Source organism: Rhodophyticola porphyridii, assembly GCF_003688285.1.
GTDB classification, from domain to species: domain Bacteria; phylum Pseudomonadota; class Alphaproteobacteria; order Rhodobacterales; family Rhodobacteraceae; genus Rhodophyticola; species Rhodophyticola porphyridii.
On the sequence record NZ_RCNT01000003.1, the window covers coordinates 365,989 to 391,453 of the forward strand.

Genomic DNA, 25,465 nt, shown 5'->3' on the forward strand with positions numbered 1-25,465 from the left:
GCGTGGCTGCGTGCGAGCCATGGGGCTGAATGGTGAGTTTATGAAAAAACGTGTGACCAAGGCGATCTTTCCGGTGGCGGGGCTGGGCACCCGGTTCTTGCCCGCAACGAAATCCATTCCCAAGGAGATCATGACGCTGGTCGACCGGCCGCTGATCCAATACGCGATCGACGAGGCGCGTGCTGCAGGGATCAAGGAATTCATCTTCGTCACGTCGCGCGGCAAGAGCGCGCTGGAGGATTACTTCGATCATTCACCGGAGTTGGAAACCGCCCTGCGCAAAAAGGGTAAGGACGATCTGCTTCAGGCCTTGAAGACAACCAATATGGACAGCGGTGCCATCGCCTATCTGCGTCAGCACAGGCCTCTCGGCCTTGGCCATGCCGTCTGGTGCGCGCGGCGGCTTCTGGCGGATGAGCCCTTTGCCGTGATCCTGCCCGATGATGTCATCGCCGCCGAAACGCCCTGCCTGCAGCAGATGGTCGAGGCGCATGCCGAAACCGGGGGCAATATGGTCGCCGCGATGGAGGTGCCCTCGGACAAGGCTTCGGCCTATGGCGTTCTCGACATCAAGGAGGACATGGGCTCCGTGGTTTCGGTCAAGGGAATGGTCGAGAAACCCCCCACGGGCAAGGAGCCGTCGAACCTTGCGGTCATCGGGCGGTACATCCTGACGCCGAACATCATGAACAACCTGCACAAGATCAAGACCGGCGCGGGCGGCGAGGTGCAGTTGACCGATGCGATCGCGCAAGAAATCGAAGTGTCCGGCAATGTCTACGGCTTCCGCTTCCGGGGGCAGCGGTTTGATTGCGGCTCCAAGGCCGGTTTCCTTCAGGCGACTGTCGCGTTCGGCCTGGCGCGGGAGGATTTGCGCGACGAGTTCTCGCAATATCTGGACGAAATGATGGCCACCCAAAACGCGGCACAGTGAGCGCCTGCCCCAGATGAAAGGGGCCTTGCCCGTGGGCCGTGCCGAATACTCGATCTGTCTGGATGTGACGCGCCTGCTCAGCCGGGTTGGCCGTGGCGCGCTGACCGGTGTGGACCGTGTCGAATATGCGTATCTCAGCTGGTGCCTTCGGCATCATCCGGATGCCCGATACATTTGCCGGACAACGCGCGGGTATCTGCTTTTTGGCCATGATGGCGGATCCTGTCTTGCCGGCATCCTTGATGGTCGCGCGCCCCTTGGCCCGGCGGACCGGCTGTCGCGTCTTTACGGCAAGGGTGGCAGTCTCCGGCATCGGGCCGAGGCCATGCTGCGACCGCATGCCCAGGCACGCTGCCTTGCACGGCGCATCGCCAGAATGCTGACCTCGGAATTCCGTGATCGGACCGTTTATCTGAATGTGGGGCACAGCAATCTGTCCATTCGGATGCTTGCAGCAGGTTCCGCCCACCCGGAACTGCGGATGGCGGTTCTGGTTCATGATGTGATCCCGTTGGATCATCCAGACTTCGTCGTCCCAGGTCAGCCGCAGAGATTCGAAGCCATGATGATGCGGGTTTGCAAGCAGGCGGATCTGATCATTGCGAATTCCCACGATACCCGCACGCGCCTGACATCTCATGCAGCGGGCTGGGGCAGACTGCCGAATGTCGCGGTCGCCCATCTGGGCCTGCCGGATCCGGTGGCATTCGGACCCCTGCCGCCGGGTTTTGATACGGGCCATCCGTCCTTTCTGGCATTGGGGACCATTGAGCCCCGCAAGAACCACACGCTTTTGCTGGATGTCTGGGACGATCTGGCCGAAACCCTGCCTGCAAACCGGGTTCCGCATCTGCATCTGGTCGGAAACCGGGGCTGGCGGAGCGAGGACCTTTTTGCCCGCCTTGACGACCACCCTCTGAACGGGACCTGCATCTTCGAGCATGGTGCCTTGCCCGATACGCAGGTGAGAAGCATGATGGCGGCGGCAAGCGGGCTGCTTTTCCCCAGCCTTGCGGAGGGGTTCGGCCTGCCTCCGACCGAGGCGCTTCGAGAAGGCTGCGTTCCGATCTGCTCGGATCTTCCGGTTTTGCGCGAGGTTCTGGGTGATAGCGTCATTTACCTTGACCCTCTGGATGCGTACTCTTGGTCCGCAACGATAAAGCAACAAATTGTGGATAGTTTCTCAGTGCCTGAAACGGCGAAAGCCAGGCTTCCCGACTGGCAGGCACATTTTACTACCGTCGAAGCCGCCCTGCACGCGCTTTGGCAGGACAGGCAAGAAGGCAGGTTATGAAGGTGATTAAGCGCTATGGATTGCGCCTTAGGCGAAAGAAGTATCGTCTACGTGCGATGCGCAAACGCTGGCAGCTTCTGCCGGTCGCCGACCGCACCGACCTGATCCGCCCGCGCGATGTCTTGTGTTTCGTGACCCTTCGCAATGAGAGACTGCGCCTGAAGTACTTCCTCGAATACTATCGTGACCGCGGCATCTCGCATTTCTTCTTCGTCGATAATGACAGCACCGACGGGACGCGCGAGTTTCTTGCCGGTCAGCCAGATTGCTCGGTCTGGACGACGGATGCCAGCTACAAGCGATCCCGCTTCGGGATGGACTGGCTTAACTGGCTATTGATGAAATACGCGCATGGCCATTGGAGCCTTGTGGTCGATCCCGACGAGTTCCTGGTCTATCCGTTCTGCGACAGCCGCCCGATCCCGGCGCTGACCGATTGGTTGGATGCCTCTTCGATCAAGTCCTTCGGGACCATGCTCCTTGATATGTACCCGAAAGGGTCGATCACCGCACAACCTTATCATGACGGTCAGAATCCGTTCGAGATCGCCTGTTGGTTCGATGCGGGCAATTATCAGATCAAGCGGAACTGGCAGTTCGGAAACCTGTGGATCCAGGGCGGCCCGCGCGCCCGACTTTTCTTTTCCGAACGTCCCGAGCGTGCGCCGGCGCTGAACAAGATCCCGCTGGTCAAATGGAACCGCTCCTATGCTTTTGCCAGCTCGACCCACATGCTTCTGCCGCGCGGACTGAACCACGTTTACGACGAGTGGGGCGGGGAAAAGACCTCCGGCGTTCTGATGCATGCCAAGTTTCTCGACACGTTCACCTTGAAGGCCGAAGAGGAGCTGGAGCGCAGGCAGCACTATGCCAACAGCCATGAATACAAGGCCTATCATGCGGGCCTGAACGAAGATCCGAATTTCTGGTGCAAATGGTCCGAACGCTACATCAATTGGCGGCAGCTTGAGATCCTGGGCCTCATGTCCAAGGGGAACTGGGCATGAGCAGCGTCGGGTTTGTCATGCTTTGCCATACCGCGCTGGACCGGGCGGCGGAGGTGGCACGGCACTGGGCCGAACGCGAATGCCCGGTCGTGATTCATGTGGACAAGCGGGTCAGCGCCAAGGCCAACGCATGGCTGCAATCCACACTGTCGGACCTGCCGAATATCCGGTTTTCCAAGCGGCATAAATGCGAGTGGGGTACCTGGTCACTGGTCGCGGCATCCCAAACCGCGTCAGAGGTGATGCTGACGGAGTTCCCTTCGGTGCGTCATGTCTATCTGGCCAGCGGCTCTTGCCTGCCGCTGAGGCCGGTTGAGGAACTGAAAGAATATCTTGCCGCCCGTCCGCAAACGGATTTCATCGAAAGCGTGACCACGCAGGATGTGGAATGGACCGTCGGCGGGCTGAACGCAGAGCGGTTCCAGTTCCGGTTTCCTTTTTCCTGGAAGCGGCAACGCTTCCTGTTCGATCGTTATGTCGAGATGCAACGTAGGCTTGGCCTGAAACGCGAAATGCCCGAAGGGCTGGTGCCGCATCTGGGCTCGCAATGGTGGTGTCTGACGCGGCAGACATTGTCGGCGATCCTGCAGGACCCGGCGCGCAAGGCACATGACGCTTTCTTCAAGCTGGTCTGGATTCCCGACGAGAGCTACTATCAGACGCTAGCGCGGGTCTATTCCAGACAGATGGAGAGCCGGTCGCTGACCCTGTCCAAGTTCGATTTTCAGGGCAAGCCGCATGTGTTCTACGATGACCATCTGCATCTTTTGCGGCGCTCGGATTGCTTCGTGGCGCGCAAGGCATGGCCGCGCGCAAACCGCCTTTACGATACATTTCTGCGCGCCGATCAGCCCGGATCCCAGATGGCGGAGCCCGCACCGGGCAAGATCGACCGGGTGTTCGCAAAGGCGTTGGAACGCCGGACACGGGGCCGGGCGGGCCTTTACATGCACAGCCGATTCCCCAATCTCGACTGGGAAAACGGCAAGACCTGCGCGCGGTACTCCGTATTTCAGGGCTTCAGGGACCTGTTTGAGGATTTCGAGCCCTGGCTGTCCCGCCGTCTGGGAGCGCGGGTCCACGGCAACCTCTTTGATCCTGTCCGGGCCCGTTTCGCCGGGGATACGGATGTCTATGCCGGCTGTTTGTCATCGGCGGCAAAACTGCGCGACTACAATCCGCAGCATTTCCTGACGAGCCTCATCTGGAACACGCGGGGCGAACGCCAGGTGTTCCAGTTCAGCCCGCGAGACAATCAGAAAATCGGCTGGTTTCTGTCCTCCGACAGCAACGCGCAGATCTCGGTCATCACCGGGGCCTGGGCCGTGCCGCTGTTTCTGTCGAATCGTGATTTCGGCGAGATCCGCAAAGAGGCCGCAATGATGCAGAAGCAGGAGGTTGAATTCCTGAACATCTTGCGCAGCGTCAAGACCCGGGCCGATGTGCGGATCTGGTCGCTTGCCGAGTTCGTGGAGGAGCCGATGGAGAACCTGCAAAGCATTCTGGATGCGATGGACGGGCCTTCGGCGCCGCGCCTGACCGAGGCGCCGCGCATGGCCAATCTGGACGGGTTCGGGCAGTTTCTGCAAAACCTCAAGAACCAGGGCATGCAACCCTTCGTGATCGGTGATTTTTCGGCCACGACCCAGGGATCACAAACGAAGCCCGGTGATAACCGCCCCTATCTGGTAAAGAAGTAGATGCCCCGCCAATTTGACGCCTTCGTGATGTTTGCCGAGATGCGGACCGGTTCGAACAATCTTGAGGCGACGTTGAACGAGTTCCCCGACCTGGACTGCCTGGGCGAAGTGTTCAACCCGTCCTTCATGGGCCGTCACAATACCTTCGAGATGTTCGGCATCGATATGAAGGCGCGCGAAAAAGACCCGGTCCGCCTTTTCGACGCGCTGCTTGAGAATGTCGAAGGATTGCCGGGGTTCCGGTTCTTTCACGATCATGACGCCCGGGTGCTGGAGCGGGTGTTGCCGGACCCGAAAGTCGCCAAGATCATCCTGACCCGCAATCCGCTGGAAAGCTATGTGTCGCGCAAGATCGCGGCGGCGACGGGTCAGTGGCGGCTGACGGATATGAAACACCGTCGCGAGTCCAACAAGATTACATTCGACACAGAGGAGTTCGAGGTTCTGCTGGAAAAGCTCCAGGCATTCCAGATTGCACTGCAAAACGGTCTGCAACGAACGGGGCAAACCGCCTTCTACATCTCCTATGAAGACATCAACGATCTGGATGTGATCAACGGGATGGCACGATATCTGGGGTCTTCCCATGAGATTTCGGCGACCAATAAAAAGCTTAAGAAGCAAAACCCGAGTGACCTGAGCCAGAAGGTCGAGAATTTCGAGGAAATGGCCGCGGCCGTCGCGGCGCTTGACCGGTTCGATCTGACCCGGACCCCCAATTTCGAACCGAGACGGCATCCCGGCGTTCCGGGGTTTTTCGCTTTGCCGGAGACGGGATTGCTGTTCCTGCCGATCAACGGATCGGTCGTGGCGCCGGTCGTGACCTGGATGGCCGGGCTTGATGGGCTCGCCGCGCGGGATGTGGCCAGCGGGATGAACCAAAAGGAGCTTCGCCAATGGATGCGCCGGCACGAGGGACATCGCAGCTTCACGGTTCTGCGGCATCCGGTTGCCCGCGCCTATGATGTGTTCAACCGCTGCATTCTGCCGAACGACCGCCCGGCATATGCGGAGGCGCGGCGGGTGCTGCGCAAGATGTACGGTCTTCCCATTCCCGCGAAAGGGCTTGTGGAAGGGTATGGAGCGGAGGAGCATAAGGCCGCGTTCCTCGCCTTTCTTGCCTTTCTGAAAGGCAATCTGGCCGGCCAGACCGGTCTGAAGGTCGATCCGTCCTGGGCCACCCAAACGGCCATCCTTCAGGGCATGGCGAACGTGACCCTGCCCGATCTACTGATCCGGGAGGAAGAGATGGCGCAGGAACTGCCCGCTCTGGCCGCGAAACTCGGCCATGGGGATGCCGGTTTCGATACGCCTTTGCCCGACGAGCCCTTTCCGCTGAAAAGCATCTATGACGGCTCGGTCGAAGACGCGGCGATGGAGGTTTATCGCCGCGACTATCTGAATTTCGGATTTCCGCGCTGGGACCGGCGTTAGGCCGCCTGCGAGGCGGCGCCGCCTGTGATCAGCGTATGCAGAGTCGCCGGGTCCGAATTGGCGCGCAGTTTGGTGCAGAGCGCAGGGTTGCGCAGGGTCCGCGACACAAGTGCCAGAGCCTTGAGATGGTCGACACCACTGTCAGCCGGGGCGAACAGCGCGAAAATCAGGTCAACCGGCTGCCGATCGACCGATTCGAAATCGATCGGCTTGTCGAGCTTGAGGAAGGCACCGCTGACATTGGTGAGATCGCCAAGCCGTGCATGAGGCAGGGCCACGCCGTGGCCGACCCCGGTCGGACCCAGGCTCTCGCGGTCCTGCAGCGCATCGAAAATGCTGCTCGCCGGAAGCCCGACAAGGTTTTGCGCCACATCGGCGATGGTCTGCATCAGCCGCTTTTTACTCGTGACATCCGAAACAACCTTAACGCCCTGCGGTTTGAGCAGTGTCGGCAAGTCCATGTCTGATCCTATCCTCGCGCCTGTCCCGGTGCGCGTGCTCGGTTACTTTTCCGGACGGGGGTCGATCCACCCGACATTTCCATCATCCCGGCGGTACACAACATTCACGCCATCATGCCCTTCGTTACGGAAGACCAGAAGCGGCGCCCCGGCGATTTCCATCTGCATCACGGCCTCACCCACGGACAGGGAAGGGATTTTCGTTTCCATCTCGGCCACGATGATGGGCTGGAGAGTTTCGGGTTCGGCGGCATCGTTATGTTCCGATGCGGCGAGGATATAGGACGACGCGCCGAAAAGTTCAACGGGTTGTGATCGCTCTTTGTGATGGTCCTTCAGGCGGCGTTTGTAGCGGCGCAGCTGCTTCTCCATCTTGTCGCAGCACGAATCGAACGCGGCATAGATTTCATGTGCGGAGGCCTTCGCAGAAGCCGTCAGTCCGGTCGACAGGTGAACCGTGGTTTCGCACACATATTCATGGCCGCTCCGCGAAAAGATCACATTGGCATCGGTGGGACGTTCGGCATATTTGGATACGGCCGAGCCAAGGCACTCCTTCACATGGGTCTGAAGTGCGTCACCGATATCGATCTGTTTTCCGCTGATTTGGTACCGCATGTATCCTCCGAAATAGCCCTATAGAGCCCTCCACAACCTTAGCCGTGTGGCCCTAACCAAGTGTTTATGATGTCTGGATGCAGATGAGCCGGTCTGCTGCGCGCTACCAGGCCTGTGCGGCCCGGGCATGGCACAAATTGGGGATCGGCAATTGCGAACATCAGCACCATTTGGCGACACTTTGCCGGGCTCTGTCAATCGCAAGACGACGCCGAAAGGGGCGGCATATGGTGGCATGCACATCGCGTTCAGCCGCTGCGCGGGCAATTGCCGAATGATCGGCTGCCTAGCTGATGCGGAAGCTCTGCCCGAGATAGACCCGGCGTACGTTCTCATCCCGGACGACTTCATCCGCCGTGCCGTTCATCAGGATCGTACCGTCATGCAGGATATAGGCGCGATCCACGATCTGCAGGGTTTCACGCACGTTGTGATCGGTGATCAGCACGCCCAGACCGCGGGTCTTGAGGTCGGAAACCAACGCCCTGATCTCGCTCACCGCAATCGGGTCGACCCCGGCAAAAGGTTCATCCAGAAGCACGTATCGCGGGTTCGAGGCCAGACAGCGGGCGATCTCCACCCGTCTGCGTTCCCCTCCGGAAAGCGACAGCGCAGGCGCCCGGCGCAGGTGCCCGACAGAAAATTCCGAAAGCAGTTCTTCTAGACGATCCAGACGTGTCGTGCGGTTCGGCTCAGCCACCTCAAGTATCGCCATGATGTTGTCTTCCACGGACAGCCCGCGAAAAATCGACATTTCCTGGGGCAGATACCCGATTCCGGCCTTGGCACGGCGATACATGGGAAGCTGCGTGACATCGCGCCCATCCAGCGTGACCGTTCCGCCATCCGGTGTGATCAGCCCGGCGATCGAGTAGAAACATGTGGTCTTGCCAGATCCGTTCGGGCCCAGCAACGCCACAACCTCCCCCTGGTTCAGCGACATCGTGACATCGCGGATCACCGGCCGGCGGCGATAGCTTTTGCGCAGCTGGCTGATATGCAGGCCCTTCTGGCCTTCGGTGACGGTCAGATTTGGACGGGCCGCCATCAATCCGATCCCTGCTGCAGGACGGTACGAACGCGCCCTTCGACCGTGCCGTCACCGGTGGCCATGTTCACGACCATCCGGTCGCCCGAGATTGCCGTGGCCCCCTGCGTCACCAGCACACCGCCCGACAGCGTCATGAGGGAGGAGGCGACTTCATAGGCTGCGGATTGCCCCTCGGCGGCATCCACACCGCGCGTGACGAGCACGCCTCCCGTGGCCTCGACCCGGCTGACATCCTGCGCGCCGCCATCTTCGGTGTTGTAGAAGACGGTGACCTCGCCCGCCGCGATGCGCAGGTCGCCCTGAACGATGATCACGTTGCCGGTAAAGACGGCGTTGCCGGTTTCCTGATTCAATGTCAGGGCATCGGCGGTGACCTCGATTGACTGTGTTGCATCATGCGCCACATCGCCGAAGCCGATATTGACCTGGGCGAAGGCGGCAAGGGCCGAAAACTGGAGGGCCAGAAAAACCGTAAGAAATGCGCGCATCAAGAAACCTCAACTCTCCGGCTCATATAGCATCCTGACCCGTCCGTTGAAACTCAGAACCTGCACACCGGTTTCTTCGGACAGAACCATTCGATCCGCGCTCAGCGTCATGGAGGGTCCGTCGACCCGGACCGGGCCGGGAGAAACGACGCTCAGAACCTCGAAGGAGACGACGATACGGTCGCTTTCAAGCCGGTAGCCGGTCGAACTGGTGAGGCGGACATCATTTTGCAGATCGGCGGTCCGGTTGCTCAGATCCACCTCCGATGCGGCACTGTTCAGAAGAATATAATCAGTTTCCGATATGGCGACGCGGGTTTCGACCTGTTGTGCGGAAATCCGATCCGGCGCGTCAGGCGCCGGCGCCGCGCTTTCGGCGATGAACAGAACCTCCCGCCCATCCTCCAGGGTGCCGGCAAAACGGGGGTTTCCCAGCCGCTGTTCACGCGCAAGCTCTTCTACATCAACTTCGGCGAATGGAATTGCACGATCCGGATCGGGGGAGTTGGAGAACAGAAACAGCGTCGACAGAAGGCCAAGTGCCAGGAGCGGCAAGATGACTTTCACCCAGGCCACGATTTGTGAATATCGGTTTGTTACGGCCATCGGCGCGGCTAATGCGCGAAGATGTCGATCTCCGGCCAGCCCGCCAGATCAAGCCGGGCCCGTGCCGGAAGGAAGTCGAACGATGCTTGCGCAAGATCGCTCCGCCCTTCGCGCGCCAGTCGCCGGTCAAGCTCTTCCCGAAGCCGGTGAAGATACAACACATCGGATGCAGCATAGGTTTTCTGCGCCTCGCTGAGCACCTCCGCACCCCAGTCCGAGCTTTGCTGATGCTTGGAGATGTCGATGCCCAGAAGTTCCTGGCAAAGATACTTCAGCCCGTGCCGGTCGGTATAGGTCCGCACGAGCTTCGACGCGATCTTGGTGCAGTAAACCGGCGCCGCCAATGCTCCGAAGGCATTCATCATCGCGGCGATGTCGAAGCGCCCGAAATGGAACAGTTTCAGCACATCTGGATCTGTGAGCAGGGCGGCGAGATTGGGCGCCTGCGTCTGCCCATTGGCGATCTGCACCAGATGAGCATTGCCGTCCCCGCCCGAGAGCTGGACCAAACACAACCGGTCGCGATGCGGGTTCAAACCCATGGTTTCACAATCGATCGCGACCACTGGCCCAAGATCAAGCCCGTCCGGCAAATCGTTCTGATAGGTATGGATCGTCACATCTGCCCCTTTTCTCGACCCCTGGTCAGAAAAAGGGGTGGTGCCCAGGAGAGGACTCGAACCTCCACGTCCATACGGACACTAGCACCTGAAGCTAGCGCGTCTACCAATTCCGCCACCTGGGCAGGTGTCGTGGAAGCGGCTGATATAGCGGGGTCAAAGCGCTGTCAACGGGCCAATGCGCGAAATCCCGACCCGCGGCGCGGTTCAGTAATCGCGCTCAAAAAACAAACCCAGGCTGCTGTCTCCCTCGGCGCCGAAACTCCCGCGCGCGGTGATGCTCGGCGTCAGATCGATATTGAGATTGACGGTTGCTCCGTTTTCGCCGCCTACGGTCACATCCGTATAGATATTGTCCGAGATGTACCGGCCGGCGCGCAGCGCGGCGCTCCCATCCTCGGTGGTCTGGATATCGAGATCGTCGAGCCCGAGATTCTCTCTCAGGCCGGCGAAGATACCTCCGCCGGAATCGCCGCCTGCCAGGCCGGCCACGGCATCCGCAAGCTGGAGCGCCTGGATCGCCGACAAGCTGGAAACGCTGCGACCGAAGAAGAACTGTGCCAGCACCTCGTCACGGGGCAGTTCCGGTTCCGAGGAGAAGATGACCTCGGGTGCCGAGGCCGGACCTTCAAGGATGATGCGGATCAGATACTCTCCGGACCGGCTTTGCGCGACAAGGCGGATGAAGGGGTCGAAGCTGCCTTGCAGGGTCGCGCTGCCCTGCACCAGATCCAGCCGCTGGCCCAGAATTCCAAGCCGCCCGCGGATCAGCTCGAACCGGCCATCGGGTATCGCGTTGGCGGCGGTGCCCCGCACCCGCAATGTGCCGCCCAGTTCCGCGTCCAGACCGCGACCGCGCAGGAAAATGCGGCCCGGGGCGCTGATCGTCAGGTCCAGTGCGATTTCCGAATTGCCTCCGCCGGTGCCGTCTCCGTTTCTGCCAAGCAGACCCGCAAAGGCGCGCGTCCGGCGCTGCGCGGCGGTTTCGCCCACATGGGCGATTTCGGGAATGGCTTCGGTGGTGCCAAGCGAGGATTCCGGTATGCGGATTTCCGTCTCGCCGATCAGGATCTCACCCGACAGGCGCGTCGAGCCCACAAGATTGCCCGCGTAACTTAGCCGGGCTTCCGGGATGAGAACTTCGTAAAGCTGCGGATCGACCAGAACGACCTCGTTCATCGCGATGTCGAAGCGCACCGGCAGGCTGCGCCCGGAAATTCCGATCGATCCATTGGCGGTGACCCGCCCACCGGACGTGATGGCCCCGCTTGTCGTCACGCGTGCGGTGCCTTCGGCCAGCCGGATATTCGCCGTGACGTCTTCCAGCCCGAAGCCAAGCGCCGGTGCTGCGATCCTCGCCCCATTGGCGTTCAGGCTGCCCGAGACATTGCGAAGATCGGGGGCGCCGGCAAGGCGGAGATCCATGGTCAGGTCGCCCCGAATGGTTCGGGGAGCGATGAACCGATCCGCCAGCGCCAGAGGCGCCCGCCCGGTCAGGCCTAGGTCAACCGCGCCCTCCGGCAGGCCCACATCGCCGGTCAGGATCATCGTCGTGCCGCCGGGGCCCTCCAGATCGGCCTCGGTTGTCCAGGGGCCTTCACCGCCGGTTCTGCGTATGCCGCCATGGACCTCGACCGGGCCGGTCAGGGCTGAGGTGAACAGCGCCACGTTCCGCAGCCAGACCGAGGCCAATATCTCGCTTGCCTCGCTGCTGAGCCGACCGCCGCCCTTGACCGAAAGCTCGCGGCTCGCGAGGTTCAGGTCCTCAAGAAAAAGCCCCGTTTCGTCGCGGCGAATGGCCACCGCAAGCTCGGTGGTTCCGGCAAACAGGGCGGGCGGCAGGCTTGGTGACAGGCGCAGCTCCGTCGACCGCCCGCTGATGCTGGCGTCGAAGGCGCCGGACAATGCATCGGCTGTGCCCTCAACCGCCAAAGCGGCGCTGCCCTGCAAACCATCGCCGATCAGCGGCGCAAAACGACTCAGGTCCGCGCTTTCGGCCTGCACGGCATAGGTCAGATCAAGACGGTCATCGGCCAGTTCGGCGCCGGCCTCCCCCTCAAGGGTCAGATCGCCGGCGGTCACTTGCAGACCGCTGAGCGTGACCGGCGCGTCCGCCTCCCATGCCAGATCGGTGCGGAGCGTGGCCGCGTCGCCGATGGCCGTTGCGACGGCCTCATCCCTGTGGCCAAGGCCGGTCGCCGCGGCGGATATGCGCGCGGTGACCGACGACAATCCGCGCGCGGCTTCGGTGATATCGCCGCCCATTTCCAGCGTCACGGCCTCCGCGGTGAGCTCGCCCGCAACAAGATCGCGCAGTTCTGCGTCGCCCGCCCAGCTGTTGCCGTCCCGCCGGTCGTAGCTGATGTCCAGCCGCGCAGATCCGATGGATACGTCGCCATCGGCGAGTGGGAGCAGAACCCGATTTTCCCCCGCGCGGGTGGGGGCGATATTGCCACGCAGGGCAAAGCTGTCAGGCTGGCGTTCGGCATCCAGCACCACACGCCCTTCCAATTGCATGGCGGCCGCGTCGATCCGTATGGGGTCGGCGGTCAGGATACCGGCGGCATCCTGCGTGACATTCGCAATCAGGGAAACGTCCGTCCCGAAGAAATCGCGGTATTCCGGCAGGACAATCGCCGTGATGTCGCCCGACAGATCGAGCGTGACAGATTGCGCGCCCGTGTCGGTCTGCATGAACTCCAGATCTCCGGCAAACCGCGGCTCCCCATCCGTTTCCAGCGAGAACTCGGCCACGAAATCCGAAAGCGGCCCCTGTCCCTCCAGCGAAAGCCGCACGGAAGGTTCGCCAGGAATGCCAAGGAGCGAAGCGGCAAGCCCGCCCTCTTCCTCCTCGAACAGCAGGGCGATCTCGGCAATCCGGGTTTCGTTTTCAAATCCGGCGGTCAGGCTGAATTGCCCCAACGGGCCATCGAGCCGTTCGAGTTCAAGATTTGCGGTCCCGTCCCCGTTCGCCAGTTCGGCGGATCCGTTGACGGAAAACACAAGGGCCTGGCCCAGAACCGGCTCCCCGATTTCAACCCGGTCGATGGCCGTCTCCTGAATGCGGATGCTCAGTGGAAGCTCGGGCAAACTGAACGGCGTCGCTTCGGCATCGGGCAGGCCGCCTGTGGATTGCGGAAGCCGGGCAAGCTCCAGCCGTGCAGCGGTCAGCTCGTTGACTTCCAGCGCGCGGGAAAACAGGGCACTGCGTCTCCAGTCCAGCGTGACGTCTTCCAGCACCAGCCAGACGCCGTCCTCATCCGCGATGGTCAGCCGGTCAAGTGAGGCCCGAGAACTCAGTGCGCCGCGAAACCCCTCGATCCTGACCTGCCGCGCCGCATCGTCGGAAAGCGCGTCTTCCAGAAGCGCCTGCAGCCTTCCCCTGTCGTCATCCTGCGCGCCAAGCGCGACGGGAAAGAAAGCAAGCAGGGATATGAGCAGGAGCCGTCTCAAAACGTGTGTCCGATGCCGATGTAAAGCAGCACGCGCTGGCCGGCATTGTCGCCTGTGACGGGTGTCGCCACATCCAGCCGGATCGGGCCAAGCGCGGTGTTGTAACGAAATCCCAGCCCCGCCCCCGCGTGCCAGTCGCCATCCGTATCGCCAAGCGGCCCGGCGGAGATGTAGCCGCCATCGGCAAAGGCCACGAGCCCATAGGTTTCCGTGATATCGGCCCTGATTTCGGCGGAGAGCCCTGCAAAGCCGCGCCCGCCGCTGCTGGTGCCACCCTGGGTCGCGCCGAGCGATTTGTACGGCTGGCCACGCACCGTTCCGCCGCCACCGGAATAGAACAGAAACTCCGGCGGAAGGTCGGTGAAGGCACCGCCTTCGATGGTGCCAAGCTGCACACGGCCCGCAAGGCGGACCCTGTCATCCTGCCCAAATCCGAGATAGCCGCGCCCGTCCAGCACGGCACGAAGCCCGAACCCGTCGCCCGTGCCCTCCAGAACGGCGAAGGGTGTCAGTTCAAGCTCGGCATAATAGCCGCTGCGGGCGTCCAGCGGATTGTCCCGCCGGTCATAGGTCGCACTGGTCGGCAAGGTGGCCAGAACGATCTGGCGGCTGCCGAAGGCGTCGTCGATATCCGAAAAGCGCAGACCGACGCCGAACCGGGTTGTCAGCTCGTCCGAGATCAGCCTTTCGAAGCCAAGGCTGGTTTCGAACACCGTCTCTTCGAAGGTCGGCTCGTCCAGACCCGCGAGGCGCGTGTCGAAGATCAGCGCGGTATCCGGCCGGAACGTTGCGGGGCGGGTAAAGACGCCGCGCAACTCCCAGTCCGCGCCGCCGGTGTCGCCCCCGACCCCGGAAATCTCGGCATCGAAGCGCAGCCGCTCCGCACCGCCGAGAAGATTGCGGTGCAGCCAGTACGCGCTAAGCGCACCACCGTCGGAGGAGGAGATTTCGGCGCCGAAGCCAAACCGTCTGAGCGGTGCCTCGACCAGTGTCGCGCCGATATCCATGACCGCGTTGGCGTCCGGCGTCCGTTCCTCCAGCGCGACGGACCGGAATGTGCCGGTGCGGCGCAGTCTCTGTTCCGAGGTTTCCAGCGTGTCGGGGTCGAAGATCTCGCCGCGGGGCAGGCCGGCAATCTCCCGGATCCGCTCGGGCCGCGTGCGCTGCTGACCTTGCGGGATCAGATCGCCGAACCGGACAAGGGGCCCGGGTGAAACCGAAATATCCGCATCGAGCACCGCCTCCTGCTGACGTGCGGTGATGGACTGCCGCCCGATATCCGCCGTGGCGTGACCCGCCTGCCGCCATCCCGTGATCGCGGCCTCCGCGGCCTCTCTCAGAACGGGCGTGTTCGCGGGTGCGCCGCTACGAAACCCCTCCGGCAGCTCGGTATCGGGAGCCAGCGGAGCGATGTCGGTTCGGCCAAGGCGAAAGGCGGGACCGGTTTCAACGCGAATATCCGCGCGGTCGATACGAGCCGGGGGCGAAAAAGGTGACAGTTCCGCGGCCTCCCGGCCATTCAGGCGGATGCTGATCACCGGCCCGAAATATCCATATTCGTAAAGCACTCCGAGCAGGCGCGCATAATCCGCGCGGGCTGCCGCAACCCTGTCCTGGACGGAGGTGCTTTCTTCTGCGTCGGTTCTGGCCAGCAAGGAGGTCGCGCGCAGCGCATCGATCAGATCTTCCGACCCGCCGGGCACATCGAAAGCGACCTCGGCACCGGCGATACCCGGGTAGAGCAAAACACATGACAGAAGAAACGCACGTAACCGGGCCAAGCCCCCACCCCTCAATAGCCGCTTCGTCCAGATGTAGCGGTGTGAGAGCGTCCTGACCACTGGTCTTGAGACGGTTGCGATAGATTTCAGCCCGATCTTGGGACGATTTGCGCCTTGTTCCGTCAAAGAGGCGCGCGTATCAACCGGAACAAGCAGGACGGAAGGATCATGGCCATGTCGAAACTCGTCACAATCTTCGGCGGTTCGGGCTTTGTCGGTCGCTATGTGGCGCGGCGTATGGCGAAAGAGGGTTGGCGGGTGCGGGTTGCGGTCCGTCGCCCGAACGAGGCCCTGTTCGTGCGGCCCTACGGCGCCGTAGGTCAGGTTGAGCCGGTTTTCGCCAATCTGCGCGACGACGCCTCGGTGGCCGCGGCCTTGAACGGGGCGGATGCCGTGGTCAACTGCGTCGGCATCCTGTCGGAACGCGGAAAGAACAGGTTCGATGCCGTGCAGGCCGAGGGCGCGGGCCGTGTCGCGCGTCTGGCCACGGCCGAAGGTGTCGCGCATCTGGTGCAGGTTTCCGCCATCGGAGCCGACCCGGACAGCAACAGCGCTTACGCCCGGACCAAGGCCGAAGGGGAGGCTGCTGTCCTTGAGCATTTTCCGCAGGCCGTGATCCTGCGACCGTCGATCATATTCGGCCCGGAAGACGAGTTCTTCAACCGGTTTGCGGCGATGACACGGTTTGGACCGATCCTGCCTGTGGTCGGTGCGGATACGCGGTTTCAGCCGGTCTATGTCGATGATGTTGCGGCCGCGGTCGTTGCCGGGGTTCTGGGAAAGGCCGCGCCTGGTGTCTATGAACTGGGCGGACCTGAGGTGGAAACCTTCCGGGCCTTGATGCAGCGGATGCTGGGCGTGATCCGCAGGCGCCGCCTGATCATGAATGTTCCGTTCTGGATCGCGGGGCTTATGGCTTGGTTTCTGGATGCGGTGCAGACTGTCACGCTTGGAGTTCTGCACAATGGCATGCTGACGCGTGATCAGGCCCGGCAGTTGCGGCGTGACAATGTCGCCAATGACGACCTGCGCGGGTTTGCCGAACTTGGTATCGAGCCGGTCGCCATGGATGCGGTTCTGGAAGAGTATCTCTGGCCCTATCGCAGCGGCGGACAATATGCCGAGATCAAGGAAAGCGCCGAGAACCTGCGGACCTAGCTGTAGGCGATACCCAGAAGTATCAGCCCCAAAATCACCCGGTAGATGACATACGGCGTGAAGCTGACGCTGCGCAGCAGGCGCATCATGAAGATCAGCGCGGCAAGAGCCGCCAGGAAGGCGAAGACGGCGGCGATTGCGCCGTCCCGCGCGGCCTGCGCATCTGCCGTGGCAATGACCTCACCGCCCAGAAGGGCGCCCGAGGCGATGATCGTCGGGATCGACATGAGCATCGCGAGCCGCGCGGCGCTTTCGCGGTCATAGCCCAGATACCGCCCGGCAGTGATCGTAATACCCGACCGGGAGGTGCCGGGGATCAGGGCGATCGCCTGCCAGAGCCCCATGATCAGCGCGTGTTTGAGGGTCCATTGCTGTGCGGTACGCGTCTGGGCGCCGGACTGGTCGGCCCAGTAAAGAACAATCCCGAAGATCAGCATCGTCCAGCCGATGACGGCTGTCGATCGCAACAGATCATCCCATCCCATCAGCTTCAGGATCAGCCCGAAAAGGATCACCGGGATCGTCGCGATCACAAGACAGAGCGCCAGAAAGGCGCCCCGCGTGTCCACTTTGCCCCGGATCAGGCGAAGTGAGCCCGCCGCGGCGTCTTTCACATCGGCCCAGAAATACAGGATCACAGCGCCCAGGGTGCCGACATGCACCGCAACGTCGATGACCTGCCCCTGATCGTCCAGGCCGGTGAGATTCGGCAGCAGAATCAGATGGCCGGACGACGAAATCGGCAGAAACTCGGTCAAACCCTGGATCAGGGCGACCAGGAACAGGTGAAAGAGGCTCATGGACCATCCCGGTGACGAATCAATACCAACAACCTAAAGTGTTGGAGACAAATCGAAAGTCGGCATATAGGTAGCTAAAGCTGACATATTTTTCCGGCTCGGCACGCGAATTGCGAGAAAACTCATCCGCAGATCTGCAATTAGGTAAGCACTACTGTCTTTTATTGAGATTTGCGGAGAGATATAGGAGCAATGTGCTGAAGGGGAGGCTGTCTTGGCCGATCAAACCATGTTGAAATTCGTGACCGTGGAAAAGGCGATGCCGGAGAAGCGTCCGCCCGATCTGCGCAAAGAGGATTTTCAGGAAATCTACGGTGAATATGCCCGGGAGAAGGCCGCCGAGCAGGCCGGTCGGTGCAGCCAGTGCGGTGTGCCCTATTGCCAGACCCATTGTCCGCTGCACAACAACATCCCCGATTGGCTGCGCCTGACCGCCGAGGGGCGGCTGGAAGAAGCTTATGAGCTGAGCCAGGCAACCAATACATTTCCCGAAATCTGCGGCCGTATCTGTCCTCAGGATCGCCTGTGCGAGGGCAATTGCGTGATCGAGCAATCCGGTCATGGCACCGTCACGATCGGATCGGTGGAGAAATACATCACCGACACCGCGTTCGAGATGGGCTGGGTGAAGCCGATCGCCCCCAAGACGGAACGCAGCGAAAGCGTTGGCATCATCGGCGCGGGTCCCGGCGGGCTGGCGGCTGCGGATATGCTGCGCCGGGCCGGTTTGCAGGTGACCGTCTACGATCGCTACGACCGCGCGGGCGGGTTGATGACCTACGGGATCCCCGGCTTCAAACTTGAAAAACCGGTGGTCATGCAACGGATCGACCAGCTGGAAGATGGCGGCGTCAGCTTCGTGCTCAATTGCACCGTGGGCGACGAGATCAGCTTCGCCGACATCCGCGACAAGCACGATTTTGTCGTTATCGCGACTGGGGTTTACAAGTCCCGAGAGTTGCAGGCACCCGGTGTCGGTGCCGATGGTCTGGTCCGTGCAATCGACTATCTGACCGCATCGAACCGCAAGAGCTTCGGCGATGACGTGCCGGAGTTCGACAGCGGTGAGTTGAACGCCGAGGGAAAGCGCGTGGTCGTCATCGGTGGTGGTGATACGGCTATGGATTGCGTGCGCACCGCCGTTCGGCAGGGCGCCACCAGCGTCAAATGCCTCTACCGGCGCGACCGGGCGAACATGCCCGGCAGCCAGCGGGAGGTGGCGAATGCCGAGGAGGAAGGTGTCGAATTCGTCTGGCTGACCGCGCCCAAGGGCTTCAAGGGCGACCGGATCGAGGGCGTGATTGTGCAGAAAATGCGGCTGGGGCAGCCCGATGCGACGGGCCGCCAAAGCCCCGAGGTCATCGACGGCGCCGATTATGTGGAAGATGCGGATCTGGTGATCATGGCGCTAGGGTTCGAGCCCGAAGATCTGCCCTCGCTGTGGGAGACGCCCAAACTGGAGGTAACCCGCTGGGGCACCGTAAAGGCCGATTTCCGGACCCATGAGACCGCCCTAGAACGTGTCTATGCGGTGGGGGATATCGTGCGCGGCGCAAGCCTCGTGGTCTGGGCCATTCGCGATGGACGGGAAGCGGCCGAGGCGATTCTGGCAAAGATCGCCGAACATACGACACTGGCGGCGGAGTGATGTATCACGGCAGCCTCGGCATGGATCTGGCAGGCATGTCATACGATCGCGGCATGTGCGGGCGTGCGTATCCGTCGAAACGGCGAAATCTGAAGAGAGGTTAAAGGTCATGATTGCTGACCGGATCAGAGCAAAAGGCAAAGAAGGCATTGCGGCCACGACGATGGCCCTGCTTCTTTCGTCCGGCCTTTCGGGAATGCCTGCGGCGGCACAGCAGGGCGGCTTCTTCACCCCGCCGTCGGGCTGCGCCGCTTTTCTGACCGTGCAATCGCGAAGCTGCTATGTGTCGCATTTCTGGACATGCGAGGCCGACCCCGCGGGCCATCACTGGCGGATCGGCATCGGCGAAGACGGGCCGTTTTCCCTGTCATACACCGACAGCGAATTCCGCTGGCTGAGAAGCTACGACCTGCGCGACGGGGGCGAGTCGGTGCTTGTGGAGCCGGAAGAAGACCCGGCCAGCCTGACCGAGCTGTTCGAAACAGGCACGGATTCGATGGTTTACACGATCATCGAAGAAGGTCCGAACGGCAGGCAACAACGCGATTATGTCGGGTTTGACGCGCTGACCGGTGACAGCGTGATGGTCGATGGGCATCTTTTGCAGATCACGTCCTTTTCCTACGAATACGAGACCGGGTTCGGGCCGCGCCGGGTGAGTGGCAACCAGTTCGTCAGCGAAGACTGGCGTCTCTTCTTCGGCGGGACCGAAACGGTGACCACCCCCGATGGCGGTACGTTCGAGGGCAATTATTCGCCCATGGAGTTTGCCGAGCCTGGCGAAGACGGGTTTCTGAGCATGACCCCGATTTACGATTGCGGAAATACGATGTCGGGGCTGTTTGACGAGGATCAGGCGCAGGGAGGGTGACGGAATGAGCGGATGCAAGACAGGCAGTTGCCTTTGCGGCGCGGTACGGTTCGAACTGGCCGAAGCGCCCAAGACCTATGGCGCATGTCATTGTGCGATGTGCCGGAAATTCAGCGGCGGCATCGAGTTCGGGCTTGAAGTTCCACCGGACGGCGCAAGCTGGACCGGGGAGGAGAATATCGGGGTCTACAAATCGTCGGACTGGGCGGAGCGCGGGTTCTGCAAGATCTGCGGATCGAGCCTGTTCTGGCGGCTGACCGCACCGGGGCCGATGCAGGGGCTGTTGAGCCTGTCGGCCGGATCGCTGGACAGCTTCGACGGGCTGGAGTTCACAACCGAGGTCTATATCGACATGAAGCCGGACAGCCACGCATTTGCCGGAACCCGCAAGCGGATGACCGAAGCCGAGGTTATGGAGATGGTCGCGAGTATGGAAAACGCAACGCCCGAAGGCAGCGCTGCCCCATGAGCGTCGACGAGCCCGTCATGGCCCAGGGGGTCGAGGGCCGCTGCCTGTGCGGCGCCATCACGATCGAGGTGGGCATCCACCGCGCCGAAACCGGCGCTTGCCACTGTGCGCGCTGCCGTCGGTGGTCCGGCGTGGCGCTCAATGTCTTTACGGCGGCCCCCGATCAGGTGACGGTGACGGGCGAGGTGGCGATCTACGAAAGCGAGATCGCCGAACGCGCCTTCTGCCCCCGTTGCGGGACCTCCCTGTGGCTCCAGAACCCCGGCGAGGACTATGAGTTCATGGTTGGAATCTTTGACGGGGCGAAGGACTATCCCCTGATCTCGGAGATCTACATCGACCGTGCCTTTGCCTCCTGCCGGTTCGCAGGCGAGCACACGCGCAGCACCCAGGCCGATTACGAAGCCAAACACCCCCATATCGCGGAGGTGGACTGAGATGCCCCGCCAAGGAGGACAGCCATGACCAGATACGATGCCCGCTGGGCTGCCCGTGAAGATGAGCGCAGAGCCTGGATGGCCAAAAACAGTCTCTATTCCGCTGAATCGGAACACTCATCCTGCGGAGTGGGGCTGGTCGTCTCGGTGGATGGCAAGCCATCTCGCAAGGTCGTTGAAAACGGCATCAATGCGCTGAAGGCCGTTTGGCACCGCGGCGCGGTTGATGCCGATGGCAAGACGGGCGACGGCGCGGGCATTCATGTTCAGATCCCCGTGCATTTCTTCTATGATCAGGTGCGCCGCACGGGTCACGAGCCGGACATGATGCGTCTGATGGCTGTCGGGCAGGTGTTTCTGCCGCGCAACGACTTCGGCGCGCAGGAAACATGCCGGACGATCGTGGAATCCGAAGTATTGCGGATGGGATACTACATCTACGGCTGGCGCCATGTGCCTGTGGATATCTCGGTTCTGGGCGAGAAAGCCAATGCGACCCGGCCCGAGATCGAGCAGATCATCATCTCGAATTCCAAAAACGTTGACGAAGAAACGTTCGAGCGGGAGCTTTACGTCATCCGCCGGCGTATCGAGAAGGCGGCCGCGGCAGCTGGTGTCGGGCAGCTTTACATCTGCTCGCTGAGCTGCCGGTCGATCATCTACAAGGGCATGATGCTGGCCCAGGATGTGGCGGAGTTTTACCCGGATCTGCAGGATGAAAGGTTCGAGAGCGCGTTTGCGATTTATCACCAGCGCTATTCAACCAACACCTTCCCGCAATGGTGGCTGGCGCAGCCGTTCCGGATGCTGGCGCATAATGGCGAAATCAACACGCTGAAAGGCAATGTGAACTGGATGAAGAGCCACGAGATCCGGCTTTCGTCCAGCTATTTCGGCGATATGGCCGAAGACATCAAACCGATCGTGCCCGGCGGCTCGTCGGACAGCGCGGCCCTGGATGCCGTGTTCGAAGTGCTGGTACGCGCGGGCCGCAATGCTCCGATGGCCAAGACGATGCTGGTGCCCGAGGCGTGGAGCCAGACGGCGACGGAACTGCCGCAGGCGTGGCAGGACATGTATTCCTACTGCAACTCCGTGATGGAGCCCTGGGACGGGCCAGCGGCGCTTGCGATGACCGACGGGCGCTGGGTTTGTGCCGGTCTGGACAGGAATGGCCTCAGGCCGATGCGCTATGTGGTGACAGGCGAGGGGCTGCTGATTGCCGGGTCCGAGGCGGGGATGGTGCCGGTGGATGAAAGCACCGTCGTTGAGAAGGGCGCGCTGGGGCCGGGGCAGATGATTGCTGTCGATATGGCCGAACAGAAACTGTTCCATGACACCGAGATAAAAGACGCGCTGGCGTCGGCCCGGCCTTTCGGCGATTGGGTGGGCAAGATCACAGATCTGGCCGAGATCACCGAAGGCGTCACGGAAAGGGCGCTTTTCACCGGCGGAGAGCTGCGCAAGCGGCAGATCGCGGCGGGATACTCGATCGAAGAGCTGGAGAGTATTCTGGCGCCCATGGCCGAAGATGGCAAAGAGGCGCTGGCAAGCATGGGCGACGACACGCCAAGTGCAGTTCTGTCGGGCCAGTACCGGCCGCTCAGCCATTTCTTCCGGCAGAATTTCAGCCAGGTGACGAATCCCCCCATCGATTCGCTGCGCGAATATCGGGTCATGAGCCTGAAAACGCGGTTCGGCAATCTCAAGAATGTGCTGGACGAAGACAGCTCACAGACCGAGATCCTCGTGCTGGAGAGCCCATTCGTGGGCAACGCCCAGTTCGAGGCGATGCTGGATCAGTTCGGCGCAAGCGTGGTGACCATCGACTGCACCTTCCCCGTGAACGGGGGGGCGGGCACGCTGAGAGAGGGTTTGCAGAGGATCCGCAACGAGGCCGAAGACGCGGTACGCTCGGGCGCCGGGCATATCGTGCTGAGCGATCGCTTCCAGAACGAGGAGCGGGTTGCGATGCCGATGATCCTTGCCACATCTGCGGTGCATAGCTGGCTCACACGTAACGGATTGCGGACCTTCTGTTCGCTTAACGTCCGCTCGGCGGAATGCATCGACCCGCATTATTTTGCCGTTCTGGTTGGTTGCGGCGCGACCACGGTCAATGCCTACCTGGCGCAGGATTCGCTGGCTGACCGCATCGACCGGGGGTTGCTGGATTGCACACTGACCGAAGCGGTGGCGCGGTATCGGCAAGCCATCGATCAGGGTCTTCTCAAGATCATGGCGAAGATGGGAATCAGCGTGATCTCCAGCTATCGTGGTGGCTTGAATTTCGAGGCGGTGGGCCTGTCCCGCGCCATGGTTGCGGAATACTTCCCCGGCATGATCAGCCGGATATCCGGCATCGGCGTGACGGGCCTGCAAAACAAGGTGGAAGAGGTTCATACCCGCGGATGGCGCGGGGGGCAGGACGTGCTGCCGATCGGGGGCTTCTACAAGGCGCGCCGCTCGGGCGAGAAGCACGCCTGGGAAGCGCAGACCATGCATATGCTGCAAGCCGCCTGCAACCGGTCGAGTTACGAGCTTTGGAAGCAGTATTCCGCGACCATGCGAAAGAACCCGCCGATCCATCTGCGGGACCTGCTGGATATCAAGCCGCTGGGCAAGCCGGTGCCGATCGAAGAGGTGGAAAGCATCACCTCGATCCGCAAGCGGTTCGTGACGCCGGGCATGAGCCTCGGTGCGCTGTCGCCTGAGGCGCACAAGACGCTCAATGTGGCGATGAACCGGATCGGCGCGAAATCCGACAGTGGCGAGGGTGGCGAAGACCCGGCGCATTTCGTGCCGGAGCCCAATGGCGACAACCCTTCGGCCAAGATCAAGCAGGTCGCTTCGGGCCGGTTCGGCGTGACCGCGGAATACCTGAACCACTGCGAAGAGCTGGAAATCAAGGTGGCGCAGGGTGCCAAGCCCGGCGAGGGCGGCCAGTTGCCCGGCATGAAGGTCACCGATCTGATCGCGCGGCTGCGGCACTCGACCAAGGGCGTGACGCTGATCTCCCCGCCGCCGCATCACGACATCTACTCCATCGAGGATCTGGCGCAGCTGATCTACGATCTAAAGCAGATCAATCCGCGCGCGAAGGTGACGGTGAAGCTGGTGGCGTCCTCCGGCGTTGGCACCATCGCCGCCGGTGTGGCCAAGGCCAAGGCGGATGTGATCCTGATTTCGGGTCATAACGGGGGCACCGGCGCCTCTCCCGCGACGAGCATCAAATATGCCGGCCTGCCGTGGGAGATGGGCCTGACCGAGGCGCATCAGGTTCTGGCGATGAACAAGCTGCGCGACCGTGTCACGCTGCGCACCGATGGCGGGCTGCGCACCGGCCGCGACATCGTGATGGCCGCGATGATGGGGGCCGAGGAATACGGTATCGGCACCGCCGCGCTGATCTCCATGGGCTGTATCATGGTGCGGCAATGCCAGTCGAACACCTGCCCCGTGGGGGTCTGCACGCAGGATGAGAGCCTGCGGGAGAAGTTCACCGGCACGGCCGATAAGGTGGTGAACCTGATCACCTTCTATGCACAGGAGGTTCGCGAGTTGCTGGCCTCCATCGGCGCCCGGTCGCTGGATGACGTGATTGGCCGGGCCGATCTGCTGACGCAGGTTTCCCGAGGCTCGGCGCATCTGGACGATCTGGATCTCAACCCGCTTCTGATCACGGTCGATGGTGCGGACAAGATCGTCTACGACCGCAACAAGACGCGGAATGCGGTGCCGGACACGCTGGATGCACAGATCGTGGCAGATGCCGCGCGCTTTTTGAAAGACGGCGAGAAAATGCAGTTGTCTTATGCAGTGCAGAACACGCTCAGAACGATCGGGACCCGCACCAGCAGCCACATCGTCCAGTCTTTCGGGATGCGGAATGCACTTCAGCCCGATCATCTCACGGTAAAGCTGGAGGGCTCCGCCGGGCAGTCTCTGGGCGCGTTTGCGGCCCCGGGGCTGAAGCTCGAAGTATCCGGCGATGCCAATGATTACGTCGGAAAGGGGTTGAGCGGCGGGATCATCGTGGTGAAGCCGCCGCAGGTAAGCCCGCTCAAGGCCGATGAAAACACGATCATCGGTAACACCGTGCTCTATGGCGCGACAGACGGGTATCTGTTTGCCGCGGGCCGAGCAGGCGAGAGGTTCGCGGTGCGGAACTCCGGCGCGAAGGTCGTGATCGAGGGCTGCGGTTCGAACGGGTGCGAATACATGACCGGCGGCGTCGCCGTGATCCTTGGGACCATCGGCGCGAATTTCGGTGCGGGCATGACCGGCGGGATGGCCTATCTCTACGATCCCGACGGGCAGTCGCAGGTCAACATGAACCTTGAGACGCTGGTGACCGCCCCTGTAAGCACGGCGCATTGGGAGGCGGAACTTAAATCCCTGGTGGAGCGTCATGCGGCAGAGACCGGGAGCAGCAAGGCGCGCGATATCCTTCAGCACTGGGATCTGGAGTTGGCCAATTTCCTGCAGGTCTGCCCCAAGGAGATGCTCAACAAGCTGTCCCATCCGCTCGGCATCGAAGAGGCGGCCGTTCCGGCGGAGTGATCTGGGTTTGCGTATCACGGTGAGCCGCATCGTTGGGGTGACGGCTCGCCGCAAAGCCAGACGAATGGAAAG

General features: G+C 61.8%; 20 protein-coding genes and 1 tRNA gene. 11 read left to right on the forward strand and 10 right to left on the reverse strand.

Going from position 1 to position 25,465, the window contains the following annotated elements:
• Positions 1–40 precede the first annotated feature (40 nt).
• From D9R08_RS08625 to D9R08_RS08645, 5 genes are read left to right on the forward strand one after another with little or no spacing between them, the layout of a single operon-like run.
• Positions 41–934, forward strand: a complete 894-nt coding sequence (locus D9R08_RS08625) for a UTP--glucose-1-phosphate uridylyltransferase (RefSeq protein WP_121897701.1) — start codon at positions 41–43, stop codon at positions 932–934.
• 13 nt (positions 935–947) lie between these two features.
• Positions 948–2,228: a glycosyltransferase family 4 protein gene (locus tag D9R08_RS08630; RefSeq protein WP_121897615.1), complete on the forward strand. Its 1,281-nt coding sequence runs from the start codon at positions 948–950 to the stop codon at positions 2,226–2,228.
• Positions 2,225–3,235 (forward strand): glycosyltransferase family 2 protein, encoded by a 1,011-nt coding sequence (locus D9R08_RS08635; RefSeq protein ID WP_121897616.1) that lies wholly within the window; start codon positions 2,225–2,227, stop codon positions 3,233–3,235. The genes D9R08_RS08630 and D9R08_RS08635 overlap by 4 nt, the downstream gene beginning before the upstream one ends.
• Positions 3,232–4,935, forward strand: a complete 1,704-nt coding sequence (locus D9R08_RS08640) for a DUF5927 domain-containing protein (protein WP_121897617.1) — start codon at positions 3,232–3,234, stop codon at positions 4,933–4,935. The genes D9R08_RS08635 and D9R08_RS08640 overlap by 4 nt, the downstream gene beginning before the upstream one ends.
• Positions 4,936–6,369 carry a nodulation protein NodH gene (locus D9R08_RS08645; RefSeq protein ID WP_121897618.1) on the forward strand — a complete coding sequence of 478 codons (1,434 nt, stop codon included), beginning with the start codon at positions 4,936–4,938 and terminating at the stop codon, positions 6,367–6,369.
• Here D9R08_RS08645 and D9R08_RS08650 read toward each other — a convergent pair.
• From D9R08_RS08650 to D9R08_RS08690, 9 genes are all read right to left on the reverse strand, one after another.
• Positions 6,366–6,830: a PTS sugar transporter subunit IIA gene (locus tag D9R08_RS08650; RefSeq protein ID WP_121897619.1), complete on the reverse strand. Its 465-nt coding sequence runs from the start codon at positions 6,828–6,830 to the stop codon at positions 6,366–6,368. The genes D9R08_RS08645 and D9R08_RS08650 overlap by 4 nt on opposite strands.
• A gap of 42 nt (positions 6,831–6,872) precedes the next feature.
• Positions 6,873–7,448: a ribosome hibernation-promoting factor, HPF/YfiA family gene (gene hpf / locus D9R08_RS08655; protein ID WP_121897620.1), complete on the reverse strand. Its 576-nt coding sequence runs from the start codon at positions 7,446–7,448 to the stop codon at positions 6,873–6,875.
• Between the two features lie 286 nt (positions 7,449–7,734).
• On the reverse strand, positions 7,735–8,496 hold the full coding sequence (lptB, locus tag D9R08_RS08660) for an LPS export ABC transporter ATP-binding protein (protein ID WP_121897621.1): 762 nt from the start codon (positions 8,494–8,496) through the stop codon (positions 7,735–7,737).
• Positions 8,496–8,987 carry an LptA/OstA family protein gene (locus D9R08_RS08665; protein ID WP_121897622.1) on the reverse strand — a complete coding sequence of 164 codons (492 nt, stop codon included), beginning with the start codon at positions 8,985–8,987 and terminating at the stop codon, positions 8,496–8,498. Before D9R08_RS08665 ends, lptB begins: the two co-directional genes overlap by 1 nt.
• A 9-nt stretch (positions 8,988–8,996) precedes the next feature.
• Complete coding sequence (locus D9R08_RS08670) at positions 8,997–9,554, reverse strand: hypothetical protein (protein WP_158598959.1); 558 nt, start codon at positions 9,552–9,554, stop codon at positions 8,997–8,999.
• 47 nt (positions 9,555–9,601) lie between these two features.
• Positions 9,602–10,213 (reverse strand): ribonuclease D, encoded by a 612-nt coding sequence (locus D9R08_RS08675; protein WP_121897624.1) that lies wholly within the window; start codon positions 10,211–10,213, stop codon positions 9,602–9,604.
• A gap of 38 nt (positions 10,214–10,251) precedes the next feature.
• Positions 10,252–10,338, reverse strand: a tRNA-Leu gene (locus D9R08_RS08680).
• An 82-nt stretch (positions 10,339–10,420) separates the two neighbouring features.
• Entirely contained in the window at positions 10,421–13,666 is a 3,246-nt protein-coding gene (locus D9R08_RS08685; protein ID WP_121897625.1) for a translocation/assembly module TamB domain-containing protein, read from the reverse strand.
• The gene (locus D9R08_RS08690; RefSeq protein WP_158598960.1) at positions 13,663–15,447 is read right to left on the reverse strand and encodes an autotransporter assembly complex protein TamA; all 1,785 of its coding nucleotides are present in this window, start codon (positions 15,445–15,447) and stop codon (positions 13,663–13,665) included. Before D9R08_RS08690 ends, D9R08_RS08685 begins: the two co-directional genes overlap by 4 nt.
• A gap of 174 nt (positions 15,448–15,621) precedes the next feature.
• Here D9R08_RS08690 and D9R08_RS18890 point away from each other — a divergent pair, with 174 nt between their 5' ends.
• Positions 15,622–16,605, forward strand: coding sequence for a complex I NDUFA9 subunit family protein (locus D9R08_RS18890; RefSeq protein WP_147450642.1), 984 nt, complete (start codon positions 15,622–15,624; stop codon positions 16,603–16,605).
• On the opposite strand, the gene D9R08_RS08695 is transcribed toward D9R08_RS18890, so the two are convergent.
• A complete protein-coding gene (locus D9R08_RS08695; RefSeq protein WP_121897627.1) occupies positions 16,602–17,405 on the reverse strand; it encodes an undecaprenyl-diphosphate phosphatase in 804 nt (267 codons plus the stop codon). The genes D9R08_RS18890 and D9R08_RS08695 overlap by 4 nt on opposite strands.
• Before the next feature lie 214 nt (positions 17,406–17,619).
• Between D9R08_RS08695 and D9R08_RS08700 the strand changes: the two genes are divergently transcribed.
• From D9R08_RS08700 to gltB, 5 genes are all read left to right on the forward strand, one after another.
• Positions 17,620–19,053 (forward strand): NAD(P)-dependent oxidoreductase, encoded by a 1,434-nt coding sequence (locus D9R08_RS08700; RefSeq protein ID WP_121897628.1) that lies wholly within the window; start codon positions 17,620–17,622, stop codon positions 19,051–19,053.
• A gap of 163 nt (positions 19,054–19,216) precedes the next feature.
• On the forward strand, positions 19,217–19,924 hold the full coding sequence (locus D9R08_RS08705) for a hypothetical protein (RefSeq protein ID WP_147450643.1): 708 nt from the start codon (positions 19,217–19,219) through the stop codon (positions 19,922–19,924).
• 4 nt (positions 19,925–19,928) lie between these two features.
• Positions 19,929–20,393, forward strand: coding sequence for a GFA family protein (locus tag D9R08_RS08710; protein ID WP_121897630.1), 465 nt, complete (start codon positions 19,929–19,931; stop codon positions 20,391–20,393).
• On the forward strand, positions 20,390–20,830 hold the full coding sequence (locus tag D9R08_RS08715) for a GFA family protein (protein ID WP_233557357.1): 441 nt from the start codon (positions 20,390–20,392) through the stop codon (positions 20,828–20,830). Before D9R08_RS08710 ends, D9R08_RS08715 begins: the two co-directional genes overlap by 4 nt.
• A gap of 24 nt (positions 20,831–20,854) precedes the next feature.
• Complete coding sequence (gltB, locus tag D9R08_RS08720) at positions 20,855–25,393, forward strand: glutamate synthase large subunit (RefSeq protein ID WP_121897631.1); 4,539 nt, start codon at positions 20,855–20,857, stop codon at positions 25,391–25,393.
• Positions 25,394–25,465 lie beyond the last annotated feature (72 nt).

Excerpts from the sequence above, each read along its gene's own strand:
- D9R08_RS08625 (WP_121897701.1), top strand. The coding sequence starts at position 41 with ATGAAAAAACGTGTGACCAAGGCGATCTTTCCGGTGGCGGGGCTGGGC.
- D9R08_RS08630 (WP_121897615.1), top strand. The coding sequence starts at position 948 with ATGAAAGGGGCCTTGCCCGTGGGCCGTGCCGAATACTCGATCTGTCTG.
- D9R08_RS08635 (WP_121897616.1), top strand. The coding sequence starts at position 2,225 with ATGAAGGTGATTAAGCGCTATGGATTGCGCCTTAGGCGAAAGAAGTAT.
- D9R08_RS08640 (WP_121897617.1), top strand. The coding sequence starts at position 3,232 with ATGAGCAGCGTCGGGTTTGTCATGCTTTGCCATACCGCGCTGGACCGG.
- D9R08_RS08645 (WP_121897618.1), top strand. The coding sequence starts at position 4,936 with ATGCCCCGCCAATTTGACGCCTTCGTGATGTTTGCCGAGATGCGGACC.
- D9R08_RS08650 (WP_121897619.1), bottom strand. The coding sequence starts at position 6,830 with ATGGACTTGCCGACACTGCTCAAACCGCAGGGCGTTAAGGTTGTTTCG.
- hpf (WP_121897620.1), bottom strand. The coding sequence starts at position 7,448 with ATGCGGTACCAAATCAGCGGAAAACAGATCGATATCGGTGACGCACTT.
- lptB (WP_121897621.1), bottom strand. The coding sequence starts at position 8,496 with ATGGCGGCCCGTCCAAATCTGACCGTCACCGAAGGCCAGAAGGGCCTG.
- D9R08_RS08665 (WP_121897622.1), bottom strand. The coding sequence starts at position 8,987 with ATGCGCGCATTTCTTACGGTTTTTCTGGCCCTCCAGTTTTCGGCCCTT.
- D9R08_RS18890 (WP_147450642.1), top strand. The coding sequence starts at position 15,622 with ATGTCGAAACTCGTCACAATCTTCGGCGGTTCGGGCTTTGTCGGTCGC.
- D9R08_RS08695 (WP_121897627.1), bottom strand. The coding sequence starts at position 17,405 with ATGAGCCTCTTTCACCTGTTCCTGGTCGCCCTGATCCAGGGTTTGACC.
- D9R08_RS08705 (WP_147450643.1), top strand. The coding sequence starts at position 19,217 with ATGGCCCTGCTTCTTTCGTCCGGCCTTTCGGGAATGCCTGCGGCGGCA.
- D9R08_RS08710 (WP_121897630.1), top strand. The coding sequence starts at position 19,929 with ATGAGCGGATGCAAGACAGGCAGTTGCCTTTGCGGCGCGGTACGGTTC.
- D9R08_RS08715 (WP_233557357.1), top strand. The coding sequence starts at position 20,390 with ATGAGCGTCGACGAGCCCGTCATGGCCCAGGGGGTCGAGGGCCGCTGC.
- gltB (WP_121897631.1), top strand. The coding sequence starts at position 20,855 with ATGACCAGATACGATGCCCGCTGGGCTGCCCGTGAAGATGAGCGCAGA.